The sequence below is a fragment of the Streptomyces sp. NPDC001415 genome (genome assembly GCF_053597395.1).
In genome coordinates this window covers 32,270-48,010 of record NZ_JBSFIE010000038.1, presented here as the reverse complement: position 1 = coordinate 48,010, position 15,741 = coordinate 32,270, and the positions used below count along the sequence as shown (strand labels likewise).

Annotated in this window: 14 protein-coding genes; 8 read left to right on the top strand and 6 right to left on the bottom strand. The window is 71.3% G+C overall.

Going from position 1 to position 15,741, the window contains the following annotated elements; genetic code table 11:
* Positions 1 to 59: 59 nt before the first annotated feature.
* Positions 60 to 1,313, bottom strand: a complete 1,254-nt coding sequence (locus ACWC2B_RS32565) for a glycoside hydrolase family 18 protein (RefSeq protein ID WP_450722968.1) — start codon at positions 1,311 to 1,313, stop codon at positions 60 to 62.
* 376 nt (positions 1,314 to 1,689) lie between these two features.
* Between ACWC2B_RS32565 and ACWC2B_RS32560 the strand changes: the two genes are divergently transcribed.
* The 3 genes from ACWC2B_RS32560 (at position 1,690) to ACWC2B_RS32550 (ending at position 5,638) form a co-directional block, all read left to right on the top strand.
* A complete protein-coding gene (locus ACWC2B_RS32560) occupies positions 1,690 to 2,862 on the top strand; it encodes an acyl-CoA dehydrogenase family protein (protein WP_450722966.1) in 1,173 nt (390 codons plus the stop codon).
* Positions 2,863 to 3,386: 524 nt separating this feature from the next.
* A complete protein-coding gene (locus ACWC2B_RS32555) occupies positions 3,387 to 4,502 on the top strand; it encodes a hypothetical protein (protein WP_450722964.1) in 1,116 nt (371 codons plus the stop codon).
* 35 nt (positions 4,503 to 4,537) lie between these two features.
* A complete protein-coding gene (locus tag ACWC2B_RS32550) occupies positions 4,538 to 5,638 on the top strand; it encodes a phosphotransferase family protein (RefSeq protein WP_450722962.1) in 1,101 nt (366 codons plus the stop codon).
* Positions 5,639 to 5,689: 51 nt separating this feature from the next.
* Here the strand turns inward: ACWC2B_RS32550 and ACWC2B_RS32545 are convergent, their stop codons facing one another.
* Positions 5,690 to 6,112 (bottom strand): hypothetical protein, encoded by a 423-nt coding sequence (locus ACWC2B_RS32545; protein ID WP_450722960.1) that lies wholly within the window; start codon positions 6,110 to 6,112, stop codon positions 5,690 to 5,692.
* A gap of 204 nt (positions 6,113 to 6,316) precedes the next feature.
* Between ACWC2B_RS32545 and ACWC2B_RS32540 the strand changes: the two genes are divergently transcribed.
* The 4 genes from ACWC2B_RS32540 (at position 6,317) to fxsA (ending at position 10,518) form a co-directional block, all read left to right on the top strand.
* Positions 6,317 to 6,757, top strand: coding sequence for an Lrp/AsnC family transcriptional regulator (locus ACWC2B_RS32540; RefSeq protein ID WP_053724457.1), 441 nt, complete (start codon positions 6,317 to 6,319; stop codon positions 6,755 to 6,757).
* A 46-nt stretch (positions 6,758 to 6,803) separates the two neighbouring features.
* Positions 6,804 to 8,450 (top strand): amidohydrolase, encoded by a 1,647-nt coding sequence (locus tag ACWC2B_RS32535; RefSeq protein ID WP_450722958.1) that lies wholly within the window; start codon positions 6,804 to 6,806, stop codon positions 8,448 to 8,450.
* A 599-nt stretch (positions 8,451 to 9,049) separates the two neighbouring features.
* Positions 9,050 to 9,817, top strand: coding sequence for a polyprenol monophosphomannose synthase (locus ACWC2B_RS32530; protein WP_450722956.1), 768 nt, complete (start codon positions 9,050 to 9,052; stop codon positions 9,815 to 9,817).
* Positions 9,818 to 9,936: 119 nt separating this feature from the next.
* Entirely contained in the window at positions 9,937 to 10,518 is a 582-nt protein-coding gene (gene fxsA, locus ACWC2B_RS32525) for an FxsA family membrane protein (RefSeq protein ID WP_450722954.1), read from the top strand.
* Between the two features lie 104 nt (positions 10,519 to 10,622).
* Here the strand turns inward: fxsA and ACWC2B_RS32520 are convergent, their stop codons facing one another.
* The 4 genes from ACWC2B_RS32520 to yczE form a co-directional block, all read right to left on the bottom strand.
* Positions 10,623 to 10,997 (bottom strand): RNA polymerase-binding protein RbpA, encoded by a 375-nt coding sequence (locus ACWC2B_RS32520; protein ID WP_053724453.1) that lies wholly within the window; start codon positions 10,995 to 10,997, stop codon positions 10,623 to 10,625.
* 254 nt (positions 10,998 to 11,251) lie between these two features.
* Positions 11,252 to 12,622 (bottom strand): MFS transporter, encoded by a 1,371-nt coding sequence (locus ACWC2B_RS32515; protein WP_450722951.1) that lies wholly within the window; start codon positions 12,620 to 12,622, stop codon positions 11,252 to 11,254.
* Between the two features lie 49 nt (positions 12,623 to 12,671).
* Positions 12,672 to 13,436, bottom strand: a complete 765-nt coding sequence (locus tag ACWC2B_RS32510) for a glycerophosphodiester phosphodiesterase (RefSeq protein WP_450722949.1) — start codon at positions 13,434 to 13,436, stop codon at positions 12,672 to 12,674.
* A gap of 17 nt (positions 13,437 to 13,453) precedes the next feature.
* Positions 13,454 to 14,116, bottom strand: coding sequence for a membrane protein YczE (yczE, locus tag ACWC2B_RS32505; protein WP_450722947.1), 663 nt, complete (start codon positions 14,114 to 14,116; stop codon positions 13,454 to 13,456).
* A gap of 112 nt (positions 14,117 to 14,228) precedes the next feature.
* Between yczE and ACWC2B_RS32500 the strand changes: the two genes are divergently transcribed.
* Entirely contained in the window at positions 14,229 to 15,731 is a 1,503-nt protein-coding gene (locus ACWC2B_RS32500) for an SCO1417 family MocR-like transcription factor (protein ID WP_450722945.1), read from the top strand.
* Positions 15,732 to 15,741: the final 10 nt, after the last annotated feature.

The window sequence follows — 15,741 nt, the reverse complement described above, 5'->3', positions numbered from 1 at the left end:
GACCCGGGCACACCGGAGGGGCGGGCGGCCTGTCGCCACCCGGCCCTCCAACTCCCTCTCTAGCCAATCGACTTGATGAGCTCACCGTTGCCGGTGTCGCCGCTCAGCTCCCAGAAGAAGGTGCCGCCGAGACCCTGGTTGTTCTTGTAGGTCATCTTCCCGGCGATGGTGGACGGGGTGTCGTAGCTCCACCAGTTGTTGCCGCAGTACGCGTACGCCGTCCCCGCGACGGTCCCGTTGGCGGGGCACTTCGTCTTCAGTACCTTGTAGTCCTCGATGCCCTGCTCGTACGTTCCGGCCGCCGGCCCGGTCGCGGCGCCGCCCGGCTCCTTCTTCGTCACGCCGGTCCAGCCGCGCCCGTAGAACCCGATGCCGAGCAGGAGCTTGCTCGACGGGATGCCGAGGCCCTTCAGCTTCTGGATCGCGGCGTCGGTGTTGAAGCCCTGCGTGGGGATCCCGCTGTACGAGGTCAGCGGGGAGTGCGGGGCGGTGGGGCCCTGCGCCGCCCACGCGCCGAAGAAGTCGTACGTCATCGGGTTGTACCAGTCGACGTAACGCGCCGCGCCCGCGTAGTCGGTGGCGTCCATCTTGCCCTTCGCCGAGGCGTCGGCGGTGATGGCGGCGGTCACCAGACCGGAGCCGCCGAACTTCGAACGCAGCGCCGCCAGAAGGTTCTTGAAGGCCTCGCGCCCGCTGGTGTCGCAGGACAGGCCGCAGGCGTTGGGGTACTCCCAGTCGATGTCGATGCCGTCGAAGAGGCCCGCCCAGCGCGGGTCCTTGACCAGGCTGTAGCAGGAGTCGGCGAACGCGGCGGGGTTCTTCGCGGCCTCGCCGAACCCGCCCGACCAGGTCCAACCGCCGAACGACCAGAGGACCTTGAGCCCGGGGTGCTTCTTCTTGAGCTCGCGGAGCTGGTTGAAACTGCCCGCGACCGGCTGGTCCCAGGTGTCGGCGGTGCCGTCGACGCTGGAGGCGGCGTCGTAGGTCTTCTGGTAGTCGGCGTAGGCGTCGCCGATGGCGCACTTGCCGCCGGTGACATTGCCGAACGCGTAGTTGATGTGGGTCAGTTTGGCGGCCGAGCCCGACGTCTCGATGTTCTTCACGTGGTAGTTGCGCTGGTAGACGCCCCAGTCGGTGAAGTACCCGACGACCTTGGAACCGGCGGCGGCCGCCTGCGGTGCAGTCTTGGGGGCCTTCTCGGGGGAGGCGGTGGCGCTGCCCGCGCCGGCGAGCAGGGTGACGCCGAGCGCGGCGGTACACGCGGCGGCGGCGAGCGCCTTGAACCTGGAGAGTGGGGGACGGGGTCCGAGCATCGTGATCTCCTCGTGGGGAGGGGAGAGTGGGGACCGGGCACTGCTTTGACATGAACGCACTAAGTCGTTGCGGGGAACGCTAGAAGGACTAGACCAGTGCGGTCAATGGTTCGGACCAATTCCGGAGCGCTCGATTCCAGGGCGGAGCCCGGCGGGGAGTCCGGCGTGGAGCCGGGCCGGGGCGCGGGTAAATCGTGATCTTGGAGCCAGTGACGGGACGCGTCCGATCGGGCATACTCACAGCGCCACGGCCGCCCGCCTGCTACTTCCGTGACCCGGAAGGGAAGGTATCGGCCATAGAGCAGAGTCACCGGCGGCGCCGCCACACCCTGCGCGTGCGTCCGCCGAAGCGCCCGACAGGGAGGAGAGCGCCGCCATGCCCGACCGTGCCCCACAGCCGGTGGAACGACAGCTGCCCACCGAGGAGGCCCGGGACCTTGTCGCGCTGGTGCGCGACATCGTCCAGCGGGAGATCGCGCCTCAGGCCGCCGAGCAGGAGGACGCCGGGCGCTTTCCGCGCGAGATCTTCACCCTGCTCTCCGAATCCGGCCTCCTCGGCCTCCCCTACGACTCCGAGTTCGGCGGGGGCGACCAGCCCTACGAGGTCTACCTCCAGGTGCTCGAAGAGCTCGCCTCGGCCCGCCTCACGGTCGGCCTCGGCGTGAGCGTCCACTCGCTCGCCTGCCACGCGCTCGCGGGCTACGGCACCAAGGAGCAGCAGGCCGAGCACCTGCCCGCGATGCTCGGCGGCGGCCTGCTCGGCGCGTACTGCCTCTCGGAGCCCTCGTCGGGATCCGACGCCGCCTCGCTGCGCACCAAGGCCGTACGGGACGGCTCGGACTGGGTCATCACCGGCACCAAGGCCTGGATCACCCACGGCGGGATCGCCGACTTCTACACCGTCCTCGCCCGCACCGGCGGTGAAGGCGCCCGTGGCATCACGGCCTTCCTCGTCCCCGGCGACGCCGAGGGCCTGAGCGCGGCCGCCCCCGAGAAGAAGATGGGCATGAAGGGCTCGCCCACCGCCCAGCTCCACTTCGACGGCGTACGCGTCCCCGACGCGCGCCGCATCGGCGAGGAGGGCCAGGGCTTCGCGATCGCCCTCTCCGCCCTGGACTCCGGGCGGCTCGGCATCGCCGCCTGCGCGATCGGCGTAGCCCAGGCCGCCCTCGACGAAGCCCTCGCCTACGCCACCGGGCGCCGGCAGTTCGGCCGTCCCATCGCCGACTTCCAGGGCCTGCGCTTCATGCTGGCCGACATGGCGACCCAGATCGAGGCGGGCCGCGCGCTGTACCTGGCCGCCGCCCGGCTCCGCGACGCGGGACGCCCCTTCTCCCGCCAGGCCGCGATGGCCAAGCTGTTCTGCACGGACGCTGCGATGAAGGTGACCACGGACGCGGTCCAGGTCCTGGGCGGCTACGGCTACACCGCCGACTTCCCGGTCGAGCGCTTCATGCGCGAGGCGAAGGTCCTTCAGATCGTCGAGGGCACCAATCAGATCCAGCGCATGGTCATCGCCCGCCACCTCGCGGGCCCGGAAACCCGCTGATCCCTCCAGGGGGCGGGGGTGCCCGCCCGGGCCCCGCGCCCCTGGGCCGGGTGTGGTGCGGCTCCCCCGGCCCGCGGCCCGGCCCCGAGACGGCTGTGAGCCGCGGACCGTGCGTGGTTGCTCGCGCAGTTCCCCGCGCCCCTGGCAGGGTTGGCCTTTGCGGGGTGCGCATGCGAATGCCGTCGGCTTGCCGACGATCGCGGGCTTCAGCCCGCTCCCGGCCTGTCATGGGGGTCCCCCTGGCCCTTGAGGCCTTGGGGGAGTTTGAGGACGAGCGCCCTTCAGGCGCGATCGGGGGGCCGGGGGCGGAGCCACCGAAGAGGGGTGCCGGGGACGGAGTCCCCGCAGGGGGTCTGGGGCGCAGCCCCAGGGGTCGGCCTTCTCGACCCCCTGCACGGGCGGGCGGGTGGGCAAACCCCCGGGGTCTGGGGCGGAGCCCCAGGGAGCCCGCCCCCGCTCGGGGTATGGCGAGGCAAGCCGAGCTGACGTACCGTCAGCTTCCGCTGATTCCACGGAGGTTGCCGATGGACCGCCCCATCCCCCTCGACGAGTACCCCATCCACCAGACCCCGCTCTCGATGAAGCACGTCGCGACGGGCGACCGCAACGCCTATGACCGCTGCATCTTCCACGTCTTCGACCACCAGGGCCGCGCCCTGCTCATCGCGGGCCTCGGCGTCTACCCCAACACCGGGGTGATCGACGCCTACGCCACCCTGCGCGTAGGCGACCGACTGCACGCCGTCCGGGCCTCCGACGCGCTCACCGATGACCGTATGAACCTCAGCGTCGGTCCCCTGCGGATCACCGTCGACGCCCCGTTGCGCCGCCTCACACTGCACTGTGCTCCCGATCCGGACGACCCGAATTCACTCTCGTACGAAATCGTCTGGAACGCGGACTTCCCCGCGCTGTGGGAACCTCATCACGTGCAGCGCAGGGGCGACCGGCTCACGCTGGAGGGGCGCCGGTTCGTGCAGGCGGGCCGGTGTGGCGGCGTGATCCGCGTCGGCGGCGAGGAGATACCGGTCACGGCGGGGGAGTGGACCGGGACGCGCGACCGCAGTTGGGGGGTGCGGCCGATCCCCGGCGAGGAGGCCGGGCGCGGCGACGAGTACCGGCCCGAGGGCTTCCACTGGCTCTGGGTGCCCGCCCGGTTCGACGACCGGTTCGTCATGATCATCGCCCAGGAGGACGCCGACGGCTACCGCACCCTCAACGAGGCCGTCCTCGTGCGCGACGGCCGTCCCGATGCCCAACTCGGCTGGCCCCAGGCCGACATCACCTACCGCTCCGGCACCCGCCACCCCGAACGCGCCGTCATCCACCTCACCGACCAGTCCCGCAAACCCCTCGAACTCGGCGTCGAGGTCCTCGCCTCCTCGCCCCTCGCGGTCGGCGCCGGCTACCCGCCCGCCGACGGCTGGCAGCACGGCACCTGGCAGGGCCGCGGCTGGACCGACCGGCAGGTCTACGACGTGTCCGACCCGGCCGCCCACCCGATGGCCGCGTACGGCGTCACCGACCACGCCGCCCGCTTCACCCTCGACGGCCAGACCGGATACGGGATCTTCGAGCACGGCAGCTTCGGCCGCCACGACCCCAGCGGTTTCACGGACTACACCTCCGTCGCCCCCTGAACCAGCCGTCCGTCCGCAGTGAAGGGAGCACCGCCTTGGCCACCGCGCCACGCCCCCGCACCTCCACCCGCGACCCCGAGGACGTCGGCCGCCGGCTCACCGCCTGGCTCGACGCCCGACTGCCCGGCGCCCGTGTCACCGAAATAAGGGTCCCGGCCTCGAACGGCATGTCGAGCGAGACCCTCCTCTTCGACATCGAGCACCCCGAAACCCCCGTCCGCGCCTGCGCCCTGCGGCTCGCCGCCGACCCGGCCGCGTACACCGTCTTCCCCGTGTACGACATGGGCCGCCAGCACCGCGTCATGCGCCTGGTCGCCGAACACACCGACGTCCCCGTGCCGCGCGTGCGCTGGCTGGAAGAAGACCCGGAGCCGCTGGGCGCCCCGTTCTTCGTGATGGACCGGGCCGAAGGGCACGTACCGCCGGACGTCATGCCCTATACGTACGAGGGCAATTGGCTGCACTCGGCCACCGACGCCGAACGCGCCCGCCTCCAGGACGCCACCATCGGCGTCCTCGCCCGCCTGCACGACCAATTCCCGCCCCAGGAAGCCGAGTTCCTTCTGCCGGACCGTTTTCCGAAGGGCTCGGCCCTGAGCCGGCACGTCGCCGCCCAACGGGACTACTACGAATGGGTGGTTGACGGCGTTCCTCGCTCGCCCCTCATAGAGGCGGCCTTCGACTGGCTCGACGCGCACTGGCCCGACGACGAGGGTCCCTCGGTCCTCAACTGGGGCGACGCCCGCATCGGAAACATCATCTACGACGGTTTCGAACCGGCGGCCGTCCTCGACTGGGAGATGGCCGCCTGCGGCCCCCGCGAACTCGACCTCGGCTGGACCGTCTATCTGCACCGGTTCTTCCAGGACCTGACGGTGAGTTTCGGCCAGCCGGGCCTCCCCGGCTTCCTGCGCCGCGACGACATCGAGCGCCGCTACGCCGAACTCACCGGCCACACCCCGCACGACATGGAGTTCCACACCCTGTACGCGGCACTGCGGCACGCGGTGGTCATGCTGCGCATCGCCTACCGCCAGCTGCACTTCGGCGAGGTCGAACCGCCCACGGACCCGGACGCGCTGATCATGCACCGAGCCAGTCTGGAGGCCATGGTGCGCGGTACGTACTGGAGTTGAGCGGTCGTCGGCCGGACGCCCCCCAGTGGCGTCCGGCCCGTACGGAAGCTCTCAGGCGGCGCGGCGCATCTGCGGCACGCGCACCGGGCGCGAGCCCGGGCCGCCGACGTGCGAGAACGGCTGGGTGCGCCAGTCGAGCCCCTGCGGGAGCGTGAGCAGCAGCGCCGTGTCCTGCTCCTGGACGTCGAGCGACTCGTCCGCCGCCTTCGCGTCCCCGGCGGGGCGCCCGGTCCCGGCGCACACCGTCAGGACGAACGGGTTCCACTTGCTCGGGCACAGCGCGTGCTCGGGCAGCTCGTCCTCATCGGCGAGCAGCGCGATCGGCTGGGCGCAGTCCGGGCAGATCACCCGGAACATGTCGAAGGTGTCGTACGCGTCGAGCGAGACCTCTTCGTCGGTCAGGTCGGTGATATCGACAGGCTCCGGTTCGGTACGTTCACGTTCCGTACGTCCGGTGCGCTTGGAATTCTGCATTGGGACACTCCCCCTCGGGTGGGCCGGCATTTGCGCCGTGGCCGCGACCAAAGCAAGCACTTCCCGCCAAGCCCCGGCGATAACCGCGCGGGCCCCGCAGAGCCGTCCGCAAACCTGTGGCGTTCGTCACATGCCGCCCGCAAGTGCTGATTCGTGCGGCGCCCGACTGTGCCGGAAGCGACCGGGGGCAATAGGTTGATCGCCATGGAGGAGCTGGACCGTCAGATTGTGGATCTGCTCGTCAAGGACGGGCGGATGAGCTACACCGACCTGGGCAAGGCCACCGGCCTGTCCACCTCGGCGGTGCACCAGCGGGTACGCCGTCTCGAACAGCGCGGGGTCATCCGCGGATACGCCGCCGTCGTGGACCCCGAGGCGGTGGGCCTGCCGCTGACCGCGTTCATCTCGGTCAAGCCCTTCGACCCCAGCGCCCCCGACGACATCGCGGAGCGCCTGGCGGGCGTACCCGAGCTGGAGGCCTGCCACAGCGTCGCCGGGGACGAGAACTACATCCTCAAGGTGCGCGTGGCGACCCCGCTGGAACTGGAGCACCTGCTGACCCGCATCCGCACCCTGGCCGGCGTCTCGACCCGCACGACCGTCGTCCTGTCCACCCCGTACGAGGCGCGGCCGCCGCATATCTAGTCCACCCCGTACGAGGCGGGGCCGTCGCATATCTAGGCTGTCCTCCATGAGTTCCGCGAGTTCCGCACCCGAAGACACCGCCCACCGCACCGTCCTGCTGCGCGGCGGTGACGTGCACAGCCCCGCCGACCCCTTCGCCACCGCGATGGTCGTCGAACGCGGGCACGTCGCCTGGGTCGGCTCGGAAGGTGCCGCGGACGCCTTCGCCAGTGGGGTCGACGAGGTCATCGACCTCGAAGGCGCCCTGGTCACCCCCGCCTTCACCGATGCGCACGTGCACACCACCGCCACCGGCCTCGCCCTGACCGGCCTCGACCTGTCCTCGGCCCGCACCCTCGCCGAAGCCCTCGACGCCGTCCGCGCCCACGCCGCCGCCCGCCCCGACGACAAGGTGCTGCTCGGCCACGGCTGGGACGCCGCCCGCTGGCCCGAGCGGCGCCACCCCTCGCGCGCCGAACTCGACGCGGCCACCGGCGGCCGCCCGCTCTACCTGCCCCGCATCGACGTCCACTCGGCCGTCGTCACCACCGCCCTGCTCGACCTGGTCCCCGGCGTGCGCGACCTGCCCGGATTCCGCGGCGGTGAGCCGCTGACCGGCGCCGCGCACCACGCGGTGCGGGCCGCGGCCCACGGCGCCATCACCCCGCGCCAGCGCGCCGAGGCCCAGCGCGCCGCGCTCCGCAAGGCCGCCTCGCTCGGCATCGGCACCGTCCATGAGTGCGGCGGCCCCGAGATCTCCGACGAGGACGACTTCACCTCGCTGCTCGCCCTGGCCCGTGACGAAGCAGGACCGCGGGTCTTCGGCTACTGGGCCGAGCGCGTCGCCGGCGCCAAGGACGCCGACCGCATCCGCGAACTCGGGGCGGTCGGCGCCGCCGGAGACCTCTTCGTGGACGGCTCGCTGGGCTCCCACACCGCCTGCCTGCACGCCCCGTACGCCGACGCCCCGCACACCGGGACCGGCCACCTCGACGCGGCGGATGTCGCCGACCACGTCGCCGCCTGCACCGAGGCCGGACTCCAGGCCGGCTTCCACGCCATCGGGGACGCCGCCGTCACCGCCGTCGTCGAGGGCGTACGGGCCGCCGCCGAGCGGGTCGGCCTCGCCCGGATCCGTGCCGCCCGGCACCGCGTCGAGCACGCCGAGATGCTCACCCCGCACACGATCGCCGCCTTCGCCGAGTTCGGCCTCACCGCCTCCGTGCAGCCCGCGTTCGACGCGCTGTGGGGCGGCGAGGAGGGCATGTACGCCGAGCGGCTCGGTGTCGAGCGGGCCCGCACCCTCAACCCGTACGCCGCCCTCCTGAAGGCCGGAGTGCCGCTCGCCTTCGGCTCCGACTCCCCGGTGACCCCGCTCGACCCGTGGGGGACCGTCCGCGCGGCCGCCTTCCACCGCACCCTCGAACACCGCATCTCGGCCCGCGCCGCCTTCACCGCCCACACCCGGGGCGGCTGGCGCGCGCTCGGGCGGGACGACGCGGGCACCCTGGTGCCGGGCGCCCCGGCCGACTACGCGGTCTGGCGCGCCGAGGACCTCGTGGTCCAGGCCCCGGACGACCGGGTGGCCCGCTGGTCCACCGACCCCCGCTCGGGCACCCCGGGCCTGCCCGACCTCACGCCGGGCACCGCGCTGCCGGTCTGCCTGCGTACCGTGGTGTTCGGACAAACGGTATTCGCGCGGCCGAACGAGTGAGATAGGGGCATTTCGCACCGTTGGCGGGCGACCGTCACGGCATCGCCACGACCTGCGGATCTTCGGCACTGACCTGGTGGTTTGAAAAAACGTCGCAGCTCAAACGGCTGTTGACAGAAAGCGGCCGCAGGCCGGTAGGTTCGGCCGAGTCCACCACAGGACGTCCGACCGGTTACACCTCCACGCAGTCGTCGAACGCCGCTGGGTCATGGGGTGGTGTGCCGCACCGGCACACCGTCACTGGGAGCCAGGTTCAGCGCCCGCGCCTCGGGGGCGAGGGAGGTTCCAGCCGCGAGGGCGTCCCCCCTGCCCCGTGGGGCCCGGGGGAAGGTGCGACCCGGGTGGGGCCCGGACGCTCAGTAGACAACGGCTCTCGGTCGCCCGCAGCCAGCGGGTCCCAGGTCGGCCCGAAGGGCGCCGGGCCCCGGTACCGACCCACTGCCACTCCCACCCCCTCGCGACACCGTCCCGACATCCGGCATTCCGGCGGATCCCCGCCGCCATCCGGGCGCATCCGACACCACACACCCTCGCGGTACGGGCTGATCACGACCGCTCGCTATGGTGGACCCCTGAGTACGGACAAATTAGGGGCAGCAGTGAACGACGGCGGTCAGAGGCAGTACGGCCCGCTGGGCAAAGCCTTGGTGATCATTCCGACCTACAACGAGGCGGAGAACATCAAGCCCATCGTCGCCCGCGTCAGAGCGGCGGTCCCCGAGGCCCACATTCTGGTCGCCGACGACAACAGCCCCGACGGCACGGGCAAGTTCGCGGACGAGATCGCGGCCGAGGACGACCAGGTGCACGTGCTGCACCGCAAGGGCAAGGAAGGTCTCGGCGCGGCGTATCTCGCCGGCTTCCGCTGGGGGATCGAGCACGACTACGGCGTACTCGTCGAAATGGACGCCGACGGCTCCCACCAGCCCGAGGAGCTGCCCCGGCTGCTCACCGCCCTCAAGGGCGCCGATTTGGTGCTCGGCTCCCGCTGGGTGCCCGGCGGGCGGATCGTGAACTGGCCCAAGTACCGCGAGTTCATCTCGCGCGGCGGCTCCACCTACTCCCGGCTGCTCCTCGGCGTCCCGATCCGCGACGTCACCGGCGGCTACCGCGCCTTCCGTCGAGAGACCCTCGAAGGCCTCGGCCTCGACGAGGTCGCCTCGGCCGGCTACTGCTTCCAGGTCGATCTGGCCCGCCGCGCGGTCGGCGCGGGCTTCCACGTGGTCGAGGTGCCCATCACGTTCGTCGAGCGCGAGCGAGGCGACTCCAAGATGAGCAACGACATCCTGGTCGAGGCGCTCTGGCGGGTCACCGCCTGGGGCGTCGGCTCCCGCGCCAACAAGCTCCTGGGCCGCAAGAGCTCGTAGCGGGGCGTCATGACCAGGACGTACTGAACCGCTCCCTACGTCACCGCTCCTTACGTTCACTTCTCCTTGCGCCACTTCTCCTTACGCCGTCCGGATCGGCTCCCAGGCACACTGGGAGCATGACGACCGGCACTCCGCCTCCGACAGTTCCCAAGCGCTCGCGCGCACGCACCTTCGTACCCCTGGGGATCGCCGCCTGGCTGGTCCTGGAGATCTGGCTGCTCACCGTGGTGGCCGGCGCGACCAGCGGGCTCACGGTCCTGCTGCTGCTCATCGGTGGCCTGGTGCTCGGCAGTTACGTCATCAAGCGGGCCGGGCGCCGCGCCTTCCGCAATCTCACGGAGACGTTTCAGCAGCAGCAGTCCGGGGCCGCCCCCGCCGCCGCCAAGCCCGGCAGCGAGGGCAACGCGCTGACCATGCTGGGCGGCCTGCTCCTGATCATCCCCGGATTCGTCTCGGACGCGCTGGGGCTGCTCTGTCTGCTCCCGCCGGTGCGGAAGTCCGTGGCTCGCTTCGCCGAGCGCTCGCTGGAGAAGCGGATGCGGACGGCCTCTCCCGGCAGCTTCGGCGACGCCTTCCAGCAGGCCCGCATCCACTACCCGGACGGCAAGGTCGTGCCGGGCGAGGTCATCCGCGACGACGGCTCGTCCTCGTACCCGCCGCGCGAGGACCGGGGCGCGCGCCCGCCGCTGACTCCCTGAACGCCTCAGGCACCCCGGCACCCAGGCAAAAGCTGAGGGCCGGTCACACCAGATGGTGTGACCGGCCCTCAGCTTCTCGTGCGCTGTATCGCCGAACTGCGCGATCAGGCGGACTTGCGGCTGTCCCGCGGATGCACGGCAATGTTCATGGTGCCGGAACGAAGGACCTCCAGCCTCTCGGCCAGAACCTCCTCAAGTTCCTCGCGGGTGCGCCGCTCCATGAGCATGTCCCAGTGCGTACGCGCGGGCTTGCCCTTCTTCTCTTCAGGACCGTCGCCGTCCACCAGGAGTGCGGGGGCCCCACAGACCTTGCACTCCCACTCCGGCGGGATCTCCGCCTCCACCGAGAAGGGCATCTCAAAGCGATGTCCCTTCTCGCATGCGTACTCCACGGCCTGGCGCGGGGCCAGATCGATGCCGCGGTCGGTCTCGTAGCTGGTCACCACGAGGCGCGTGCCGCGAAGAGCTCGCTCACTCATGAATCGTGCCTCCCGGGCTTGTCGCCCACAGGACAGGTGTCACTGTCGTCGTCATCCGGTCAACGTCCGGTCGGCGGTAAAGATTCCCGTTCTGGGTCATGCGTCGCCGTCGTGCCGCCCCTTGTTGTACCCACCAGTGACCGGTTTGTCACATCTGACAGCAGATGTCACCCAGCGTCTTCACTTCTTAAGCGCGCAGTAACGGTCCGCCTGGCAGGCCAAAGGCGTACACTACCGGCCTTTCACTTCAACGTCTAAATCCGTGCCGGAACAGGGTTCCCGGCGGCCGCCACGGCGGCCCGCACCGGGACCCGGGCGAGCAGCACGAAACCGGCCGCGAAGAAGACCACCAGCGAGATGATCGCATCCCGATAGCTCCCGGTCAGCTGATATGCGAGACCGAACACCAATGGCCCCAGCCAGCTCAGGCCCCGGTCGCTCATCTCGTAGGCCGAGAAGTATTCGGCCTCCTTGCCGCTCGGCACCATGTGTGAGAAGAGCGACCTCGACAGGGCCTGGCTGCCGCCCAGTACCGTCCCGATCGCCCCCGCGAGCACGAAGAAGAGCACGGGCTGGCGGGCCGGCAGGAAGAAGCCGGCCCCGAGGATCACCGCCCAGACGGCCAGCGAGCCCAGAATCGTGCGCTTCGCGCCATACGTCTGGGCAAGGCGCCCCATGCCGAGCGCGCCCGCCACCGCCAGGACCTGCACGAGGAGCACGGCCACGATGAGCGTGTCCTGATTCAGGCCCAGCTCCTCGGATCCGTAGACCGAGGCCTGCGAGATCACCGTCTGCACGCCGTCGTTGTAGATGAGGTACGCGAGCAGAAAGGCGAGGGTCAACGGACGGGCCCGCATGTCCCGCAGGGTCGAGATCAACTGGCGCCAACCCGCGCCGACCTTCCCCTCGGCCGCCGCCACGGCGGCCACCTTGCGGTCGCGCAGCCGCCTCAGCGGCACCAGCGTGAACGCGCCCCACCAGATCCCCGCCGACGCCAGACAGATCCGTACGGCGGTCGATTCCGACACCCCGAAGCCGTCGTGGCCCGAGTAGAGGATCAGGTTGAGGACGAGGACTCCGGCGCCCGAGGTGTAGCCGAAGGCCCAGCCGCGCGACGAGACCCGATCGCGTTCCTCGGGGCCCGCGATCTGCGGCAGATAGGCGTTGTAGAGGACCATCGACACCGAGAGCGACGCGTTGGCGACGATCAGCAGCACCGCGCCGAGCAGATAGCGGTGGCCGTCCAGGAAGAACATCCCGGCCGTGGCGGTCGCGCCCGTGTAGGCGGCGGCCGCCAGGAGCGGCTTCTTGCGGCCGCCGCGGTCGGCGGCCGCGCCCACGATCGGCATCAGGACCACCGCGAGGATCACCGAGGCGGACACGGCGTACGCGAAGAGCGAGCCCGCCCGCACCGGGATGCCCAGCGGATGCACGAACCCGTCGGGATCCGCCGCCGACTTGGCTATCGACGTCAGATACGGGCCCAGGAACACCGTGAGCACGCTCGTCGAATACACCGAGCAGGCGAAGTCGTAGAAGTACCAGCCGCGCTGCTCGCGCTTGCGGTCGGCCGTGCTCACCGGCTGTTCCGCCCGGCCCGCGATGTCGGCGATCTCAGCGCTCAACCCGCGCCCCCTTGCTCGTGTCCCCGTACGCGAGCGGTGGCTGCCGGGGTCAGTGCCAGACTCCCCGGTCGGTCAGTACCGTGCGCAGCGTCTCCAGATGATCGGTCATGATGCCATCCACTCCCAGGTCCAGGAGAGCCCTCATCCGATCGGGATCGTTGATCGTCCACACGTGGACCTGCAGGCCAAGGGCGTGGGCGGTCCGCACGAACCGGCGGTCCACCACCGGGATGCCGCTCTGGCTCTCGGGAACCTGGGCGCTGACGGCGCCCGCGCGCAGCGGCACGGGGATCCCGTAGGAACGAAGGCGCAGCGCGGCGACCCCGCGCACGCCGTACGACGTGGCCAGGCGCGGGCCCGCGAGCCGGTGCGCGCGGGCGACCCGGGCCTCCGAGAACGAACCGACGCAGACCCGGTCCCAGGCGCCGGTGCGGCGGATCAGGTCGATCAGCGGGACGAGCGCGGACTCTGCCTTGAGGTCGACGTTCCAGCGGACCTCGGGAAAGGCTTCGAGGAGCTCCTCGAACAGCGGCAGCGGCTCGCGCCCGGCCACCCGGGCCTGCCTGACCTCGCCCCAGGGCAGTTCCGCGATCTTCCCCCGGGCGTCGGTGACGCGGTCGAGCGTCGCGTCGTGGAAGGCCACCAGACGCCCGTCGGCCGTGGTGTGCACATCGGTCTCGAAGTACCGGTAGCCGGCCTCGGCGGCCCGCTCGAAGGCGGCCGCGGTGTTCTCGATGCCGTCGGCCGCCCCGCCGCGATGGGCGAACGGGATCGGCGACGGATGGTCCAGATAGGGGTGGCGTACGCGAGTCACCGGGGAAGTATCGCGCGCTACGGTGTCGGCTCCACGACGGCCGTGCCGCGCGCGGGTGCCGGGGACGTGACCTCGGACGCGGACTCCTTGCCCGCTTCGGGGATCGCGAAGACACGGAGGAAGAACTGGGCCAGCGGCCCGATCGCCAGCGCGTACAGGACAGTGCCCACGCCGAGCGAGCCGCCGAGCAGGAACCCGGTCGCCACCACGACGACCTCAAGTGACGTACGCACCAGCCGAATTGAGCGTCCCGTCACCTTGTGCAGGCCCGTCATCAGGCCATCGCGCGGGCCCGGGCCGAAGCGGGCCGAGATGTAGAGGCCGGTCGCCACCCCGTTGCAGACGATCGCGGCCACCGTCAGCGGAACCTGCGCGAGCAGCCCGTGCACATCGGGGACCACGGCGAGCGTGGCGTCCATGAAGATGCCGATCGCGAAGACATTGGACACGGTGCCGAGCCCCGGCCGCTGCCGGATCGGGATCCACAGCAGCAGCACCGCCGCCCCGACGATGATCGACACGACGCCGATGGAGATGCCGGTGTGCTCGGAGAGACCCTGGTGCAGCACCCCCCACGGTTCGAGACCGAGCCCGGCGCGGACGAGCAGCCCCGAACTGACGCCGTACAACGCGAGGCCGACATAGAGCTGCAGCAGCCTCCGCGTGAGGTGCGTGGACAAGATGGTGCCCCCTGAGTGGATCCTGTGTGGTGGTAGTGGACTGACTCATGACACTCTGTGGCGGGGAAATGGACCCCGCCCATGGCCAATTCGAGGAAGGTGGACTGACTTCATGGCTCAGTGGACCTCGGCGATCGGGCCCGCCCAGCTCGCCCGCCAGCTCAACGCACAGCAGCCACGCCCCGTCGGCACCGGACTGCGCAAGCCGCCCGCCTACCGGGCGCTGGCCGACGGGATCCGGCTGCTCGTCCTCGAAGGCCGCGTCCCGGCCGCCGCCCGGCTGCCCGCCGAGCGAGAACTGGCCCTCGCCCTCTCGGTGAGCCGCACGACCGTCGCCGCCGCCTACGAGGCGCTGCGCGGCGAGGGCTTCCTCGAATCCAGGCGCGGCGCGGGCAGCTGGACCGCCGTCCCGGCCGGGCATCCGCTGCCCGGCCGGGGCCTCGAACCACTGCCGCCCGAGTCGCTCGGCTCGATGATCGACCTCGGCTGCGCGGCGCTTCCCGCCCCCGAGCCCTGGCTGACCCGGGGCGTACAGGGCGCGCTCGAAGAGCTCCCGCCGTACGCCCACACGCACGGCGACTACCCGGCGGGCCTGCCCGCGCTGCGCCAGATGCTCGCCGACCGCTACACCGCCCGCGGCATCCCGACGATGCCCGAGCAGATCATGGTGACGACCGGCGCGATGGGGGCGATGGACGCCATCTGTCATCTGTTCGCCGGACGCGGTGAACGCATCGCCGTCGAATCACCTTCGTACGCCAACATCCTTCAGCTGATGCGCGAGGCGGGCGCCCGCCTCGTGCCGATCGCCATGGCCGAGGGGCTCACCGGCTGGGACCTGCCCCGCTGGCGCCAGGTGCTCAGGGACGCCGCGCCCCGGCTCGCGTACGTCGTCGCCGACTTCCACAACCCCACGGGCGCGCTCGCCGACGAGGACCAGCGCCGCCAGCTCGTGGACGCGGCCCGCTCGGCCGGCACGGTGCTCGTCGTCGACGAGACGATGAGCGAGCTGTGGCTCGACGATGACCTCGACATGCCGCGCCCCGTCTGCGCCTTCGACCCGGCCGGGGCCACGGTGCTCACCGTCGGCTCGGCGAGCAAGGCGTTCTGGGCGGGCATGCGCATCGGCTGGGTGCGGGCCGCGCCCGACATCATCCGCTCACTGGTCGCCGCCCGCGCGTACGCCGACCTGGGCACCCCGGTCCTTGAGCAGCTCGCCGTCAACTGGCTTATGGCGACGGGGGGTTGGGAGCAGGCGGTCGAGCTTCGTCGCACCCAGGCCCGCGAGAACCGCGACGCCCTGGTGACGGCGGTGCGCCGCGAACTCCCCGACTGGGAGTTCCACGTGCCGCGCGGCGGGCTCACGCTGTGGGTCCGCACGGGCGGCCTGTCGGGATCCCGCCTCGCGGAGGTCGGCGAACGCGTCGGAGTGCGGGTGCCGTCCGGCCCCCGCTTCGGAGTGGACGGCGCCTTCGAGGGCTATGTACGCCTGCCGTTCACGGTGGGCGGCCCGGTCGCCGAGGAGGCCGCGGTGCGGCTGGCCGCGGCGGCGCGGCTCGTGGAGACGGGTGGAGGTTCGGGGGGCGCGGAGCCGCCGCGGACGTTTGTGGCTTGAGGGTGGTGGA